Raw genomic sequence first — 16600 nt, 5'->3', positions numbered from 1 at the left:
CTTACTGTGCAGGAGCATATCAAGCTACAAAGTGACTGGCGGGGCGAGCGCTGCGTGCTTAAAGTGAGTAGGCAAACATACCGCTTGCGACGTGAGCCACATAAAATCGGTGGGTTTTTAAGCCTGACGGCTTGCCGACGCTCCGCATATTTTCACACTAAGCCTTGCAAAGTGATAAAATCGCGCCGCCACTGGCGATTATGCCTTACACTGCCGCTACAGGAGTGCGGGCAAATTCACAGGACTTAGGATGATGACTGCCTATTTCTGCGCCATAAACAAGTAGGCAAACATACCGCTTTTTGCCATATAACCCAGTTTGTGCGATGTGCGCCGTGGCGCTTGGTTTTATTGTGATTTAAAATTTGCAAATAAAGCAACACTATTCTTTTAAATCTAGTCTTTTAGGCTATCGGCTAGGCTTTGGGGGGCGATTTGCATTTGGTATAAAAAGGCTCGATTAAGCGGCGGAATACCTATAGTGCGGCACTTTTCTTTAAATTCCTTACTCATCTTGCCTTGTTCTTTTTTTTGGCTGCTTATTTGTGCTTTGTCTTTTTGGCTATCTTGCATATTTTGGTTTTGGCTTGCGCTGGCTTGTGCTGGTTTGGTTGTGTTGCTGGGCTTTTGGGGGCTTGAGTAAAAGCCCTTATTTTGACTTAGTGCGGAGTTTAAATTTGATTTCGTGCTATTTTGCGTAAATGGCTTTCTTTCTTGCGTGGCGGATATCTTGTTGAGATTGCTGGCTGCGGCGTGAAAATCGGCACTTTTGTCATCATTTTGGCGTTTTTGTGGCGTGGCGTGGCTGGCTTTTATTAAATTTAATCTTTCTAGCCCGCCCTGCTCGGCGTTTTGGAGTGTAATTTCTGCTTTGCTTTGGCTAAGATATGGCGTGATGATGACCCAGCCAGATAGTTCTCGCTCGCCCACGCCCACAGCGATTTTGCCGCCTATGACGCCGCTTTTTAGCTTGCCGTCTTTGCTTAGCTCGTCCCTTTGCTTCGCACTTAGCACGAGTCCAAATTTTTTTAAAGCTAGGCTTATGCCACGCATTGCGTTTGCGTCCGCTTTGAGGGCGATTATGCTATCTCCTAGCCGTCTAAGCTCTGGCGCTAGGTGCTTTGCATCCGCACCCAAAAGCTCAAAGCTCCTAGCCACGCCAGAGCCAAAGCGGCCGATAAAACCGCTTGCAAACTCGGCACGCAGGCGGTTGCGTTCGAATTTAAAATCGCTGTTGCTGGCGTCTTTAAAATAGTGCAGGCCATTAGCGTGCAAAAAGCCTAAAATCTCATCACGGCTAACGTGAAGCAGTGGGCGGAGCAGGTGGATTTTGGCTTCTGGCTGGCTGGCGTCTGCTTTGTTTTGGTCGTGGTGCTTGGTCGTGGTGCTTGGCTTATTTTTAGCTTGGTTTAAGCCTGGCTCAAAGTCCAAAGCCTGCTTTTTAGATAAATCCTGCCACGCAGATTTGGCAAATTTAAAATTTAAAGCGTCGTAAAAACCCAGCTCAAGTCCCTGCCACTCGCTGATTTTTGGGGATTTTAAAATTTCATCAGCACTTACTGCTGCGTGCTGGCTTGCGTTATGATTTGCGTCGCTTGGCTTGCTATGCGTTTTATCGTGGCTTAAGGGCTCGCTTAAAAGATAATCGCTCGGATAAAACTCGCCTACTTCGTTCATCCCCAGCATTTCAGCTAGCCCAGCCCCACGCGCTAGCCGCATTAAAAGCCACTCAAAGCGGTCGTTTAGCTGATGTGCGGTGATTAGGTTTGTGTAGCCGTGAGCTAGCACGAGCTGGGCGAAAAACTCATACCTTATAGCACGAGCTTTGTTTTCAAAATCGCCGCCACTAACGCTAACATTTCGCACGAAAATGCGTTTATTAAATTTATCCGCCAAAGCCCTAGCTGCGGCTACTTCGTGCTTACTCTGGCTTCGCACGCCGTAATCAACGATAGCCAAATCAAACTCCACGCCCCAAAGCAGAAGCAGGTAAAAAAGCGCCGTGCTATCCACGCCGTGGCTAAAGGCTAGGAGATTTTTGCCGCCCTTTGCGTAACGCAAAAACTCCGCACTAGGCTTTGTTTGGCTTGTTAGTTTCAAAATATAAACTCGATTTCGTTGCTCTGTTTTAAATTTAAAACATCGCTTAGTTTAAAGTCGTAAAATCCGTCAAGATAGACCTTTTTGCCGCTTTTGATTTTTAATAATGTATCTGCGTTAGCTGAGATTAAAAAATAGCTATCATCGGCTAAATATAGCTCATCTTTTACTATCTCTTTTAGTGCCACGTCTAGCTCTAATCCGCTAAATAAAGCCATATTTTTGGCTCTATCTTTAGGGCTTAGCTCGCTTGCGCTTAGGCTTAGCGTGCCGTTTTTATTTTCGATTTTGGCTTTTTCTTTTAACTCATAAACTTCAAAATCTCCGCCCACTCTACGCACTCTCTCGCACGTTATATCGCTAATTTTTGGCTCATCTGCTTTTAGCTCATTTTTTACAAAATCATACGCCGCTTTGCTTCTTTTTTCATCGATTTTCTCATCAAGCTGCACTAAAATAAACTTTCTATTGCCGCCATCTTCTCTGTTTTGTTCTATCACAGCCTGCGCCGTTGTGCCAGAACCAGCAAAAAAGTCTAAAATAATATCGTCCGAGTTTGGAGACGTGGCTAGTTTTAGAATGTGTTTTAATAATCTCACTGGTTTTGGGGTGTCAAAGGTGCTATGTCCGTCAAAGATTTTTACCAATTCTTTACTTGCTTCTTGATTGTGTCCGACTTCGGAATGCTTTAAAATAGAAACCGCTTTTAGTCCATCTTGCACCTCGCTTAAAAAGCGTTTTATTCTTGGGGCTCCATCACCGCCGACGCCGAACCAAATTCGGCCGTCGGCGAGCCTCTCTAAAAACGTGTTTTTAGAGAGCCTCCAGCTGCGACCAGCTGGAGGCTCTACGACGCGACCAGAGGGCGTCGTGATAGGGTAGTCGCATTCTGCTGAGTAGGTTTTTACGCTCAAATCGCTTGAAGTCCAAGGACCTCTTGGATCGTTGTCTGGATTTTTATAGCGTGCATTCATATCATCTGTGCGTGGCAATAAATTTATATTAAGCTTGTTTATATCCTTTGTGTAGCATAAAACATAATCGTGATTAAAGCTTATAAATTTAGCGTCATTACTTGGGCTAAACTTTTTCTCCCAAATAAAATTCGCCACAAAATTCTCTTCTCCAAAAATCTCATCACAAAGCAGTTTTAAATTCGCCTGCTCATTATCATCAATAGAGATAAAAATCACCCCATCATCACGCAATAAATCACGTGCTAGCTTAAGGCGTGGCAACATAAAACAAAGCCAGCCTGAGTGGTTTTTTGAGCCTTTTAAATTTTTAAAGCTTTTAATCAGCTCGCTCTCAGTCTCGTTGCCATCATCATCTATCTCAATCAAGCCCACTTCACGCAGGATTTGGCGGTAGTCACCCCTAAAATCATCTGGATAGATAAAGCCGTCGCCGCCTGTGTTGTAGGGTGGGTCGATGTAGATGAGCTTGACTTTATCAGCATAGGCTGGGCGGAGTAGCTTTAGGGCGTCTAGGTTATCTCCTATGATGATTTGGTTTGGGGCGTTTTCGCTGGTGTTACGGGCTTCGTGCAGGGCTTTGGTGGAGATGGTGTTATAAAGAGCGTTTGCTATGGGCTTGCCTGTGAAGTTTAGCTCGTAGCCTAGGTTTGCATTTTGCACGCTAAGCCCCAAAATGCTAGCTATGGCGTTTATGCTAGGCACGCCGTCTTTTACGCTGCTTGGGTAGTTTAGCTTTAAAAACTCAAGTAGCCTGTTTGACTGCGGCTCGTTTGGGTCTTGATAGCTTATGCTGTTTTGCTTTAGTTTGTCTTTGTTTATTGACACTGGATATCCTTTAGTAGCGTTGAAAGGCTCTGTTTATTTATGCGTTTTTCAAATTTAATCGTGATGTTTGCTAGCTGGGCTTGTAGGTTTTTAAAAAAAATCTCAGCGTAGTCTATCTTTTTTTGCTCATCAGGCGGTATGTCGTTTTCGTTATCGTAGCCTTTACTTTCGCAGACGAAAAATATTTTCTTGCCGTCTTTGTTTTCTACGACGTAGGCAAAGTCTGGCTCATAGCTTTTATACGGCGTAGGAATGCTAAACTTTGGCAGCTTTGCAAAGACTTTGACGCTAAAATCGTCTGCTTTTTGCACTTCGTTTTCGATTATGGTTTTTTCTATTTGGCTATCATATACTACCTTGTCATATAGGTAGTGTGGGGCTGGGGTGGTGGCGTCTTGCATTGAGCCTAAAAGGTGGGTAAAAATGCTCTCTTGCGGTGTGCCGTCTTTGCTAAAGAGTAGGTTAAATGGGCTTTTATCGCTTATGGTGGTCTGGGCAAACTCATACGATACTGCGTTTATGACATTGGCGTGTATGCTTTGCTTAATGATGACGATAAGCTCTTTTAGTGCGGCTTTAGCGTCATAGTCAAAATACTCCTTTTTGCTAATGGCGTTATAAATTTTAAGCACAAAGCCAAGGGGGAGATAGTTTTTGGCGGCAAAGTCTGTTAGGATTTTTTCTGTGTGGCTTAGCTTTTGGGCTTTTGTATCTATAGTGTTTTCATAATCGCTTATAAATTTATTACTTTTTGGGTCAAATCTTTTGCCGATTATTCTTATATTGGCTTGCTTTATGTTTAGGCTGTCAAATTTGCTTGCAATCTCTTTTATTCTAGCATCTTCATCAAAGCTTGAGTATTTTATTCTCACGTCTTGATTTATCGCCTCCCACAGGGCTTTAAACTCAATGGCTAGGCTAGGCCTTATCTTTGTGCTGGATTTTGCTTTGTTGGCGTTATTTATGTAGGAGTTTTTGTTATTATTTGGTGCGACTAGCTTTAAAAACTGCTCGAGCTTCTCGCCTAAAATCCCCTTTATCTCGCTATTTTCTTTTATGCTATTTGGGATAGCTCTTACGATTTCGTAGCTGTCTTGTGCTTCGTTAAATTTTAAAAAGCCCAGATTTTCTAGTTCTTTTTGAATTTCGCTTATCTGTTTTTGGTTTAGTCCTATTTGTGCTAGGGTGGCTTGGTTTAGTTCATTTTTTACTAGGCAGGATGCATTTATCTCAGCCTGCAAGCCTTCGATAAAGTCCCTTTCGGCTGAGTTTATCAGCACGTCAAGCTGGTTTATGGAGTAAAACTCAGTTTCGCTTTGCTTTAGCTCGTCATAATCAAGCCTTGTGCCTTTTTGATTGACGCATAGTCTTAGTCCCCTGCCTACTTGTTGGTGGCGTGAGATGTCTGAGCCTGAGTGGGCAAGTTTGGCGATGGTAAAGATATTTGGATTATCCCAACCCTCTTGTAATGCCCACACGCTAAAGATAAATCTAAGCGGAGTATTTAGGGATAAAAGCTCTTCTTTGTCTTTTAGTATGAGCCTTACGCCTGCTGCTTCGTTCTCGTCTTTGCTGCCTTTGCTCGAGCTAAAATAGCCCCCAGTTACGGCTAGTTTGCCGTCTTTGTCAAAGTCATTTTGCAAGAAGTGATAATACTCATCTTGCGGGTCTAGCTGGCTTAGGATCTGCGTTCTTTTTTGTTTATATAGCCTTTCAAACTCAAGCTTTATAGCTGGATTTTCACCCTTAAAATCGGCTATGTTTGGGATAAAAAACAGGCTTAGGGCTTTTATGTTGCGATTAAAAAGCGCTCTTTCTTTTTCAAAGTGTAGGTCAATGGCTTTGGCTAAAAGCTGGCTTACTTGGGCGTCGCTTAGGTGATATTTTTGCTCGGCTAGAGCGATTGAAGTTTTATCGCTTAGAAATATTTTTTTAGCTTCAAGCCTTGTTATGCTCACCCCCCTAAGCGGTGCGTAGTCTAGCTTTTCGCCCACGTCATCGCCTAGCTTTACGTCGGTTTTAAACTCAACCCCGTCTATAAAGTGGCTAAATTTGGCTATTTTTTGCTTGGCTTGAATTTGTGTTAGGCTTGGTTCTTCGTTTTCTGAGAGTATGGTATGGACGTTTATTTGCTTTACTAGATACTGCCTAAAAGCTGATATGCTATCAAGGGCGTAAATTAGGTTGCTTATCTTGTGGTTTTCTTCGCTTGGAAATGTCGCTCCAAAGCGAAAATATAGGGCGTTTAGCTGATCGAAGCTTTTTGTAAATTTATCTCCCTTTAAAAGGTGCGGCTCATCGATAAAGCAGATGGGGTTTAGCTCTGCGATTTGTTCAAAAATGCTTTTGTTTGAAAATAGTCTTTCGTGGTTTTGGTGTAAGATATTGTTGTCTTTTTTATCTACTGCAGAACTAGTGAGAATAAGCAGGCTAAACTCATTCTCATCGCCTATAAAGTGGCTTATTATCTGCCCTAGGCTGCTTTTGTCGTTATACTCGTAAAGCTTTATGTGCTTTTGATACTGCTCGTAAAAATAGGCCTTGCTTAGCTTTATGTTTTGCTTTACGCCTTCTAAAATCGCCTTTCTAGGTAAAAAAATGATAAATTTATTGCAGCCATAGACTTTGTTTATCTCAAATATCGCATTTAGGTAGGTAAAGGTCTTGCCAGTGCCTGTCTCCATTAAAATATCTAGGTTTTTTTTGCCACTTATACCAAAATTTAGCTCGCCATGAGATTTGTAAAACCCGCTAAGGCAGGAGCTTAGATTGTCCTTTGATTTAAAGTCAAAGTCTTTTAGGACTTCTATGATATTGCTTATGCACTCTTGTTGATACTCCTGTCTTTTAAAGTTTAACTTTACCAAGCTCTCTCCCTACTCCGCTTCGCCTATTATCTCGCCTATTAGCTGCGTAGGTGTGGCGTCTGTGATACGGCAGCGGTAGCGTCCGCCCACTTTTAGCTCGCTCACGTCGCTATCGTTTATTAGCACTTCGCCGTCTATGTCCTTATCCCACAGGGCTAGCTTGGCCGAGTAAAACATCTCCCCCTCGCTGCTAACGCCCTCAAGGCTAGCGACATACTCGCCGCCCACGCACTCACGCAGGCTTCGTTCTATGGTTGCAGTCGTTAGCTTTTCTATCTTGCTTAGCCTGTTTGAGATCGTTTTTACAGGCAGCTGTGGCATATCAAAAGCCGCCGTGTCCTCTTCTCGTGAGTAGGCAAAGGCTGAGACTCTATCAAATTTAAACTCAGCCAAAAACTCACACAGCTCGTTAAAATCCTCTTCTCTTTCACCTGGGTGCCCCACGATAATGCCCGTGCGTAAAAAGCTCTGCGGAGCCGCTCGCATAAGGCAGAGCAGCTCACGCACACGCTCCCCGCTCGCCCCACGCCGCATAGTGCGTAGCATCGCCCCACTAATGTGCTGAATAGGCATATCAAAATAATTTACAAATTTAGGGCTTGCGACTATCCGCTCGATCAGGGCATTACTCGTAGTCGTGGGGTAAAGATACAGCACGCGGGCGGTTTTGACGCCATCAATCTGCTCTATAGCAGAGATTAAATTTATTAGCCCGTCCTTTTCGCCACGATCAAGCCCATAGCTCGAGCTATCTTGGCTTAAAAAGCTAAAGTCATAGTATCCTTTGCTCACAAGCCGCCGCACTTCGCCCACGATGTCATCAAGAGAGCGTGATTTTAGTCGCCCTTTAAAGGTCGGTATCGCACAGAAGCTGCAGCGCTGGTTACAGCCCTCGGCGATTTTGATGTAGGCGTGATAGTTTGAGCCTGTTATTACTCGCTCTTCGCTGCTTTGCAGATAGACTTCTGGGCTAAATAGGCTCGTCTTTTTTAGCAAAATTTGATCTATCTTATCATAATCGCCAACGCCTGTAAAAAGATCGACTTCAGGCAGCTCACGCATTAGCTCGTCGCGGTAGCGTTGCATTAGGCAGCCAGTTACAACTAGCGTGGCGTTTGCTTTTTTAAGCTCAGCGATCTCTAAAATCGTCCGCACGCTCTCTTCTTTGGCACTTGCGATAAAGCCGCAGGTATTTACGATGATGACGTCCGCTTCGCTTGGCTCGTCTGTTAGCGTGTAGTGCTGCAGGCGTCCTAGCATTATCTCGCTATCGACTAAATTTTTATTACACCCAAGAGATATTAAATGTAGCTTCATCTTACACCCACTCATTGTCAATCAGTCTCACTCCGCCCACTTTTGCGGCTAGGAGTATGAGCGTGTCGCCTGGTTTTATGGCGTCAAGCTCGTTTAAATTTGTATCCGTAATAGCGATGTATTCGGCACTTATTGGGGCTAGCTCGCTAGCGATTAGCTCTTTTATCACGCTTGCCTTTTGCTCGCCGTTTTCTATCGCTTTACGGGCTGCTTTTAGCGAGCGAGATAGGGCGGTGGCCTTGGCTTTTTCGGCGTCGCTTAAATAGGCGTTTCGGCTTGATAGGGCTAGGCCGCTGCTATCACGCACTATATCGCAAGGCACGATTTTTAGGCTTAAAAAGCTAGCTTTTACGAAGTTTTGCACGATTAAAAGCTGTTGGGCGTCCTTTTTGCCAAAGTAGGCGCGCGTTGGGCTAACGAGATTAAAAAGCTTATTTAGCACGCATAAAACGCCGTCAAAATGCCCTGGGCGGATCGCCCCTTCAAGCTTGCTAGCTAGGGCTTTTGGGGCGATCATAGTGGGCTCATTTTTGCCGTATATTTCATCCACGCTAGGCATAAAAACAGCGCTTGCCCCCAGGCTTTCGCATAGCTTTGCGTCAGCGTCTTGGCTGCGTGGGTATTTATCCAGATCCTCGCCAGCTAAAAACTGCGTGGGATTTACAAACACGCTTACTATGGTGTGTGCATTTTCGCTTACGCTGCGGCTTATTAGGCTAGCGTGTCCAGCGTGCAGTGCGCCCATAGTCGGCACAAAGCCCACGCTACCAGATAGTGTGCTTTTAAATTTGATTAACTCATCTGTGGTTTTGATTATTTGCATTTTGCTTTCTTTTGGATTGAATTTAAAGGGCTTATTTTATCATAAAAGTTTTATTTTAGGCTAAGTCTTTTGGATTAATTACCTAAATCATAAAATCAAATTTAACATTTTTTAGCTACAATTACCCACAAAATGCAAAAAATGGAGAAATATTTGGATAGTTACGAGTACACCGAGCTTTTAAAGACCTTAAGCACAAAGGTAGATAATATCGCCAAAGTCATAAGGCCAAGCGAGATAGAACAAAAGTTAAAAGAGATCGAAGCCCTGGAGCAAGACCCAGCCTTTTGGGCAGATCCTGCGCAGGCCTCAAGTGTAGGCAAGCAAAAGAGCAAGCTAGGCTCACTGCTGGCTAAATTTAACGAAGCTAGCACCGCCTTAAATGACGCACGAGAGCTATATGAGCTAGCTAGCAGCGAGAGCGATGAAGAAACGATAAACGCCCTTTTTGGCGATGCTGAAAATTTAAACGAGCATATTACAGCGCTTGAGGTGTCGATGCTGCTTAGCGGCGATGATGACGCTAAAAACGCCATAGTTTCCATCCATCCTGGAGCTGGCGGGACGGAGAGCAATGACTGGGCAAGTATGGTATATCGTATGTATCTGCGATTTTGCGAGCGAGAGGGCTATAAGGTCGAAACACTTGACTTTCAAGAAGGCGACGAGGCAGGGCTAAAGGACGTGAGCTTTATCGTGCGTGGGGAGAATGCCTATGGCTATTTTAAGGCTGAAAACGGCATTCACCGCCTAGTGCGCACTAGCCCCTTTGATAGTGCTGGCAGGCGGCATACGAGCTTTTGTTCAGTGATGGTAAGCCCTGAGATTGATGATGATATAAAAATCGACATCGAAGAAAAGGACATCAGAGTAGATACCTACAGGGCTAGTGGCGCTGGCGGACAGCACGTAAATAAAACTGAATCTGCCATTCGTATAACGCACATCCCCACAGGCATAGTCGTGCAGTGCCAAAACGACCGCAGCCAGCACAAAAACCGCGCCACGGCGATGAAAATGCTAAAATCAAGGCTTTATGAGCTAGAGCTTGAAAAGCAAAACGACGCTGCAAACGCAGGCGAAAAGAGCGAGATAGGCTGGGGGCACCAGATACGAAGCTATGTGCTTTTTCCATACCAGCAGGTAAAGGATAACCGCAGTGGGGCAGCGTATAGCCAAACAGACGCCATACTTGATGGCGATATAAAAAAGATAATCGAAGCCGTGCTAATCAGCCAAAAATCAGGCACAAGAGGAGAGTAAAAATGAATTTTGACGGACTTTTGACCCAGCTTGGGTATAACGATGATGAGAATACAAAAGAGCTTTTAAAGCAGGTTTTTAACGCTACAAACGGACTTAGCGTGGATAGCGTGGTAGCACTTAATGACCACCTAAAGCCTCTGGGCGCGTACGTCGCACTTAGTGGCAGCGAGCCTAGATTAAAAATAAAGCTACCAAGCGGCGAGACTGGCGACGAGGCAGCAGATGTCGCGGTAGCATGGGCTAGTAAAAATAAGCTCGGACTAAGACTAATAAACGAAAGTACATATTATATAATAGGGAGAACTGAATGAGAAAATTTGATCTTATTGTAATAGGTTTTGGAAAGGCGGGTAAGACCCTAGCGGCAAAGGCTGCTAGCATGGGCAAGAAAGTGGCGCTGGTGGAAAAAAGCGCAAGTATGTATGGTGGGACGTGTATAAATGTGGGCTGCATTCCTAGTAAAAAGCTTTTAACGCTATCTGAAGCGGCAAAAGCTCATAGTGATAAAAGGGCGTATTTTAGCTCTGCTATGCAGGCTAAAGATGCGCTAATATCGGCTCTACGTGCAAAAAACTATGCCATGCTGAATGATTTAAATGGCGTTGAGGTAATAAACGGCGTAGCTAGCTTTGAGGATAAAGAGAGCGTAAAGGTAAAGCTAGGTGATGGTACAGAGGAGCTTTTAAGTGCGCCAAATATCATCATAAATAGTGGCTCAAAGGACGCAAAGCCTAAATTTGAAATAAACTCGACCATAGCCTACACGAGCGAACAAATTCTAAGCTTAAGCGAGCTACCAGAGCGGCTTGTGGTCGTTGGCGGGGGGTATATTGGGCTTGAAATGGCGTCAATTTATTCAAATTTTGGCTCAAAAGTTACTATTTTATCGCGCTCAAATCTGCTTAAAAACGAGGACGCTGATATTAGAGAGAGCGTTATTGCAGCTCTTAAAGCCCAAGGCATAATCATATATGAAGGCGTCCAGATAGAGAGCATAGGCGGTGATAACGTGAAATTTACACGTACTCAAGAGAGCTTTAGTCTGCAAGCGGACGCTTTTTTGCTCGCCACTGGTAGACAGGCAAACACCGAGGAGCTGGATCTGTTTAACGCCTCAATCGCCACCGATGATGCTGGCAATATAATAGTAAATGAGTTTTTGCAAACTAGCGAGCCAAATATCTACGCCGTGGGCGATGTAAAGGGCGGCGAGCTATTTACCTACATTTCGCTTGATGATTATCGCATAGTTTTTGATCATCTTTACGGCAGTAAAAAACGCAGCACAAAAAACAGGAGTGTGCATGCTAGTGTGGTGTTTATGGATACGCCTTTGGCAAAGGTGGGGCTAAGCAAGGAAGCAGCCATTAAAGCAGGGTATAACCCAACCGAGATAAGCCTACCTATGGCGGCAGTACCAGGTGCAAAAATCCTAGGGCATGATACAGGGCTTTTAAAGGCGGTCGTAGACGCTAGTACACACGAGATACTGGGAGCTAGCTTTCACGCAGTTCAGGCTCATGAGGTCATAAACACACTAGCTGTTGCCATGGGCTTTAAGGCTAGTGCTGATTTTATGAAAGCGCAGATATTTACACATCCAAGTATAAGCGAGGCGCTAAATGAACTTTTTAATAAATTTAACTAAATTATCCTCGCTCGCCTTTGTGCTTGTCTTAGCGGGGTGTGCTATTAGCTTTCCAAGCGGTAAAGACAACTCAGGGGCTTTGCCACGTGTAGATCAGCCCACAAAGCCAGATAAGCCTAGTAAAAAGCCTATTGATGAAAGCGAAATTACTAATGACAACAAAATCGGTACCGCTACCCCGACCAAAGATAAGCCAAAAGATGAGAGCGTAAATTTAATGCAGCTTTTAAATGGCTGCGAGACTGGTGATAATAGGGCTTGCGTGGGTGCAGCTGATGAGTATTTAAAAGCTGGCAAGACTAGCTATGCGGTAGGGCTTTTTAAACGTGCTTGTGAGGCAGGCGAGGAGAGTGGCTGCGCTAGGTTAGGGCAACTTTATGAGAGAGGACAGGGTGTGGCAAACTCACCAAAAAGAGCCATAGAGATATACCGTGCTAGCTGCAATCGTGGCGGGGCTGAGTCTTGCTATTTACTTGCAAATGCTTATCGCAAGGGAGAGTTTGTGGGGCGAGATTACGCTCTTGCACTTGAAGCTTATAAATCGTCTTGTGATGCCGGAAATATAAGAGCCTGTGCGAATATTGGCGCGATGTATGAGATGGGGCTTGGTGTAGATAAGGACTTGAAAAAGGCGTATAATATCTATAGAGTGGCGTGTAATAGGGGACTGGACGCTGTTTGCGAGCATATGAAAGAGCTTAGTTTGGAGTAAAATTTTTGATTTTGCTTTATTTTGTCTTAAAGCCAGCTTGTTTCGCTTTGGCTTGACTTCGCTTTTTCAAACTAGCTCATCTGGTGAGCGTATTTTCTAAAAAAGCTTCGCTTCGCCACTTTGTGGCTAGCACCCATTGAGTAAATGAGCTAGCCATTTTTAATACTAACGTACTATATGTACGCTCAGTTTAAAAATGGCGTCACAACAATTTAAATTCATCTCACGATACTTCGTATTTAGCTAGTCAATACGGAGCAATCTTTAAACGTCGTGATTTAAAATTTGATACAGGCAAATTTAAAAAATAGCGACACTTCTAACATCGTCGGGGTTAGGTGGTTGCTAGAGGGAAAGGGAGTGACTTCTTAAAACAAGCCAATTTCCTCTAGTGTAAAACAAAAAAGCCGTAGAGTTAAGCAAAACCATCCCTTGGCGTAAAAATAAAAGTTATACACATAAACAAAGCCATAGTGTAAAAAATAAATTTAAATTCAAGCTAAAAAACACAAATTTTCTGTGGTTCTGCCCTTTATTTAAATTTATCGAACGATAAATTTAAATAAAGGCAACACTTTGTACGTCGTCGAGAGCCTCGTGACAGAACTCCAGTCCTTGAGACAAAAACAAAAGCCTTGTACGAAAATAAAAAATCTTAACGTAAAATAAATTTAATCAAGTCCAAAGTTTCGCAATTTAAAATTTAGTGCAGATAGCTTAAAAATAAAAACTGGCAGTTTAAGCCATAGTAAAGCCCTTTTTGCTTTAGGGCTTTAAAGAATTTTAAAGGATATTGGTAGGCTGATTTTGTATTCATCGTCAAGTGGGATAAACTCTCGGCTGGCTTTTTGCACGCTTTTAAGTGCAGCTTCATCAAGTGAGTTTACGCCTGAGCTTTTAAGCAGCTTTATACCCCTCACTCCGCCATCTTTTTGCAGGATGAAACTAACTTCAACGATCCCTGTTTTTCTCATTTTAAGCGCCTGTTTTGGGTAGTGTTGGTGCTTTTTGATGGCTGCTATGATACGTAAAAATCTCTCATCATTTGCAGAATTTGCCATGCTAAGGTGCCTCGTAGCTTGCTTTGTGGGTGCGCTAGGTGTAGGCGTGCTGGATGCAGGGGCTGGAGTAGGGGCGATTTGCTCTTGTTTTGGTTTTGGCTCATGCGCTATTTTTGGTTCGCGTAGAGGCTTTGGCTCGTGTTTTATGGGTTTTGGTTCTTTTTTATGTTTTGGTTTTACTTGCTCTGGCTTTGGTGGTTTTGGCGGTAGAGGTTTGGCAACTGGCTCTATGGGGACTACTTTTTCTATGGGTTTTGAGAAAGTTTTTAAGCTTATTTTAAGTGGTGCTGGTGCTGAGCTTATGCGAATTTTAAATGGATTGTTATAAAGTAGCACAAAGGCGCTTACCCCAGCTAGCACACAAGCACTCATAAAGCCTACGTAGTTTGCAAATTTATCTGATGAAGGTTTGGATATAGAAGTTTTCATGCTCGTTTGCCTTTAATAGGTCGACAATTTTTACAAAATATTCAAATTTACTCTCTTTGTCGCTTTTTAGCTCGATTGTTGCGTCGCGGTTTATGGCGGCTATTTTATCAGCTAGCTCATCATTGTTAATAGGCTTTTCATCTATGTAAATGACGTTGTCTTTATCCACTGCGATTACGATTTTTTTCTCATCTTTTTGAGGCGTGGCGCTTGAGGCTTCTGGTAGGTCTAGCTTGATTTTGCCCTGCGCAATAAAAGTCGATATGCTAAGTACAATGGCAAGCAAAACAAGCATAATATCAATAAAGGGCACTACATTTAGCCCATCTTTTCTATGTAGTCTCATTTTTGCATAGCTTTAAAGCGATTTATTAGCACGTCGCAGCGTCTTAAAAAGATATTATAAAGCATAAGCGTTGGTATTGCTACAAGTAGTCCAAGCGCTGTGGCTTTTAGGGCTAGGGATAGTCCTAGTATTATGCTTTTAGTATCTATTCCACCAGCCATACCCATGTCATAAAATGTTATCATTATGCCAGCTACTGTGCCTAAAAGTCCTATGTATGGAGCATTTGAATAGATGATGTAAAGGGCGGTTAAATTCTTACTAAGGCTTTCTTCAAGTATCTCCTCATGGCTAAACTTGCTAATGTCAACCCTTGCGTAAAATAGTGCTCTTTCTACGCTAAACCATACGACTAAAAACGCCATAAAGCCGAGTATCGCAATGATAATAAAGTCTACATTTTCTTTTAAAAACTCCATGGTATTCCTTTTTATATTTTTTAAATTGAGAATAATAACCAAAAAATATTAAACATTTATTTAATAGAGAATATTAATAATTTATATTATTTATATTCATAAATTTATTAATTTTTGTTTTAGTTTGTTAATATTAGAATTGCAAATTATGATAATTGTTATCTGAATTAAAGGAGTTTTTATGCCAAATCATAAAAAGACTAGCCTATCTTTGGTACTATGCTTTACTTGCACTTTGGTATCCACTAATGATGTCAGGCTTGATGAAGTCGAGGTAACGTCAAATAGCGTATGAGGAGGGGTTGATGAAAGTAAGATAGCTGTAAGAAATGCTGGGCTAATTAAGGATGTTTTAAGGGATATACCTGGTGTTTATGTGGGCGGTACAAATGGCGCAAATCAAAAAATTTATATGAGAGACATTAGTGATAGAGGGCTAAATATAACTATAGACGGAGCTAGACATGTCGGAAATACCTTCCATCATAACACCGATTTGTTAATAGATCCAGATGTGATAAAGGCTGTTTATGTTGATGTGGGATGGCTTAGCGTAGTAAATAGTACAGGAAGCCTTGGGGGTAGCGTGGCGTTTAAGACAGTTAATGCGAGAGATCTTTTGGAGGATGGACAAAGCTTTGGTGCTAAGCTAAAAACTGGCTATGCAAGTAATAATAATGGATTTAGCAAATGTAGCTTAGTGTATGCAAATGCGGCTGGGTTTGATGGGCTTTTTGGGTTTAAACACCAAAGCTACAAGCGTGGCAAGGCTGGCAATGATAAAAGTATAGGCGGAAAGGGCAGGGATATAAATTACCTGCTAAAAGTAGGATATTCGTTTTTACAAGGGACTTTATCCACTTCGTGCGGAGTTTGGTGCTACGGATAATTTAACCGATACTAAATATCAAAGAATAACATATGCGCTAAAGTACAAGTACTCTCCAAGTAAGCTTTTAAAGCTTGTATTTAGTGGCTATGTGAGCGAGCATTTTAGACAATCAGGTGCCACAAAGTGGGGTGTAAACACAAAGGGCTTTGATATAAAAGGCGAGAGTAAATTTGATAATTTAAGCCAGACTTTAAAGTATGGGGTGGTTTATTATCATAGTTACAATTATGCAAAGCTAGTTACTAAATTTAAGGAGCATTTAGACACAGGGGTAATTGTATATTGAGGATACTTTTAGAATTTTAAATTTAAGCATAAGACCTGGTTTACGCTTTGAAAAAAGTAGGCTAAGGAGCTTTGGAGGTGACAATGCACTAAAAGATTATGATTTTAAAGCAATTACTCCAGCTTTTGGGCTGGATTATAAATTTGGCAGTAGTGGCGTAAATGTCTTTGCTAATTATGCAAGAGTATTTAAAGCCCCAGATGTGGGTGAGTCACTATATGCTAGCGGAAACGTAAGGGGCAATATCTGATATGCTACAAATGATGATTTGAAGGCCACAACTGGCGATAGTTATGAGCTAGGCTTTTAAGGTATAAGGCTCATTTGTCAGAACAAGCAGGTGTTAGTCTAGGCGCAAAATACTATGACACTATAGATATAAGAATTTAGTCTATGATACCTACCGCGACGCAAATGGGCTTATGATGCGTAAAAATGCAGGCGGCGCAAGGGTCAATGGGCTTGAATTATCAGCTAGGCTTGAGCTTGAAGCTAGCTACACTCATCAAAAAACAAATACAAAGACAGGCTTTTAAACGAGGCTAGTACACTATCAAACGGCGTAAATACATATTACACGCCAAGCATACTAGGATATAGAGATCAAGGTGATAAATATACCTTTAATGCTG

General features: G+C 42.7%; 14 protein-coding genes and 1 pseudogene. 7 read left to right on the top strand and 8 right to left on the bottom strand.

Annotated features, from left to right (window positions below):
* Positions 1-396: 396 nt before the first annotated feature.
* Genes tilS through panC form a run of 5 tightly spaced genes read right to left on the bottom strand, consistent with a single transcriptional unit; the run spans position 397 to position 8909 of the window.
* Positions 397-2100 (bottom strand): tRNA lysidine(34) synthetase TilS, encoded by a 1704-nt coding sequence (gene tilS / locus LBC_RS06105; RefSeq protein WP_221253516.1) that lies wholly within the window; start codon positions 2098-2100, stop codon positions 397-399.
* Entirely contained in the window at positions 2097-3902 is a 1806-nt protein-coding gene (locus LBC_RS06100) for a site-specific DNA-methyltransferase (RefSeq protein ID WP_221253515.1), read from the bottom strand. Before LBC_RS06100 ends, tilS begins: the two co-directional genes overlap by 4 nt.
* The gene (locus LBC_RS06095; protein WP_221253514.1) at positions 3893-6769 is read right to left on the bottom strand and encodes a DEAD/DEAH box helicase family protein; all 2877 of its coding nucleotides are present in this window, start codon (positions 6767-6769) and stop codon (positions 3893-3895) included. Before LBC_RS06095 ends, LBC_RS06100 begins: the two co-directional genes overlap by 10 nt.
* A 9-nt stretch (positions 6770-6778) precedes the next feature.
* Positions 6779-8086: a 30S ribosomal protein S12 methylthiotransferase RimO gene (gene rimO / locus LBC_RS06090; protein ID WP_221253512.1), complete on the bottom strand. Its 1308-nt coding sequence runs from the start codon at positions 8084-8086 to the stop codon at positions 6779-6781.
* A gap of 1 nt (position 8087) precedes the next feature.
* Positions 8088-8909, bottom strand: a complete 822-nt coding sequence (gene panC, locus LBC_RS06085) for a pantoate--beta-alanine ligase (protein ID WP_221253510.1) — start codon at positions 8907-8909, stop codon at positions 8088-8090.
* Between the two features lie 153 nt (positions 8910-9062).
* Between panC and prfB the strand changes: the two genes are divergently transcribed.
* From prfB to LBC_RS06065, 4 genes are read left to right on the top strand one after another with little or no spacing between them, the layout of a single operon-like run.
* Positions 9063-10172, top strand: a complete 1110-nt coding sequence (gene prfB, locus LBC_RS06080; protein ID WP_221253509.1) for a peptide chain release factor 2 — start codon at positions 9063-9065, stop codon at positions 10170-10172.
* Positions 10173-10174: 2 nt separating this feature from the next.
* Entirely contained in the window at positions 10175-10486 is a 312-nt protein-coding gene (locus LBC_RS06075; protein WP_221253508.1) for a type II secretion system protein, read from the top strand.
* Positions 10483-11823, top strand: a complete 1341-nt coding sequence (locus tag LBC_RS06070; protein WP_221253507.1) for an NAD(P)/FAD-dependent oxidoreductase — start codon at positions 10483-10485, stop codon at positions 11821-11823. Before LBC_RS06075 ends, LBC_RS06070 begins: the two co-directional genes overlap by 4 nt.
* Positions 11798-12535, top strand: a complete 738-nt coding sequence (locus tag LBC_RS06065) for a tetratricopeptide repeat protein (RefSeq protein ID WP_221253506.1) — start codon at positions 11798-11800, stop codon at positions 12533-12535. The genes LBC_RS06070 and LBC_RS06065 overlap by 26 nt, the downstream gene beginning before the upstream one ends.
* Positions 12536-13308: 773 nt before the next feature.
* On the opposite strand, the gene LBC_RS06060 is transcribed toward LBC_RS06065, so the two are convergent.
* From LBC_RS06060 to exbB, 3 genes are read right to left on the bottom strand one after another with little or no spacing between them, the layout of a single operon-like run.
* A complete protein-coding gene (locus tag LBC_RS06060; protein WP_260173336.1) occupies positions 13309-14025 on the bottom strand; it encodes an energy transducer TonB in 717 nt (238 codons plus the stop codon).
* Positions 13991-14371 carry a TonB system transport protein ExbD gene (exbD, locus tag LBC_RS06055; RefSeq protein WP_221253505.1) on the bottom strand — a complete coding sequence of 127 codons (381 nt, stop codon included), beginning with the start codon at positions 14369-14371 and terminating at the stop codon, positions 13991-13993. The genes LBC_RS06060 and exbD overlap by 35 nt, the downstream gene beginning before the upstream one ends.
* Positions 14368-14790: a TonB-system energizer ExbB gene (gene exbB, locus LBC_RS06050; protein ID WP_221253504.1), complete on the bottom strand. Its 423-nt coding sequence runs from the start codon at positions 14788-14790 to the stop codon at positions 14368-14370. Before exbB ends, exbD begins: the two co-directional genes overlap by 4 nt.
* A 313-nt stretch (positions 14791-15103) precedes the next feature.
* Here exbB and LBC_RS06045 point away from each other — a divergent pair.
* The 3 genes and pseudogenes from LBC_RS06045 to LBC_RS06035 all read left to right on the top strand — a co-directional run.
* Positions 15104-15679: pseudogene (locus LBC_RS06045) on the top strand (TonB-dependent receptor plug domain-containing protein); the annotation flags it as partial.
* Positions 15680-15770: 91 nt separating this feature from the next.
* Positions 15771-15968 (top strand): hypothetical protein, encoded by a 198-nt coding sequence (locus LBC_RS06040; RefSeq protein ID WP_221253503.1) that lies wholly within the window; start codon positions 15771-15773, stop codon positions 15966-15968.
* Positions 15958-16218, top strand: a complete 261-nt coding sequence (locus tag LBC_RS06035; RefSeq protein ID WP_221253502.1) for a TonB-dependent receptor domain-containing protein — start codon at positions 15958-15960, stop codon at positions 16216-16218. The genes LBC_RS06040 and LBC_RS06035 overlap by 11 nt, the downstream gene beginning before the upstream one ends.
* Positions 16219-16600 lie beyond the last annotated feature (382 nt).

This window comes from Campylobacter sp. 19-13652, from assembly GCF_019702925.1.
Lineage (GTDB): Bacteria > Campylobacterota > Campylobacteria > Campylobacterales > Campylobacteraceae > Campylobacter_A.
The sequence above is the reverse complement of the archived record's forward strand: the minus strand, read 5'-3'. Positions and strand labels throughout refer to the sequence as shown.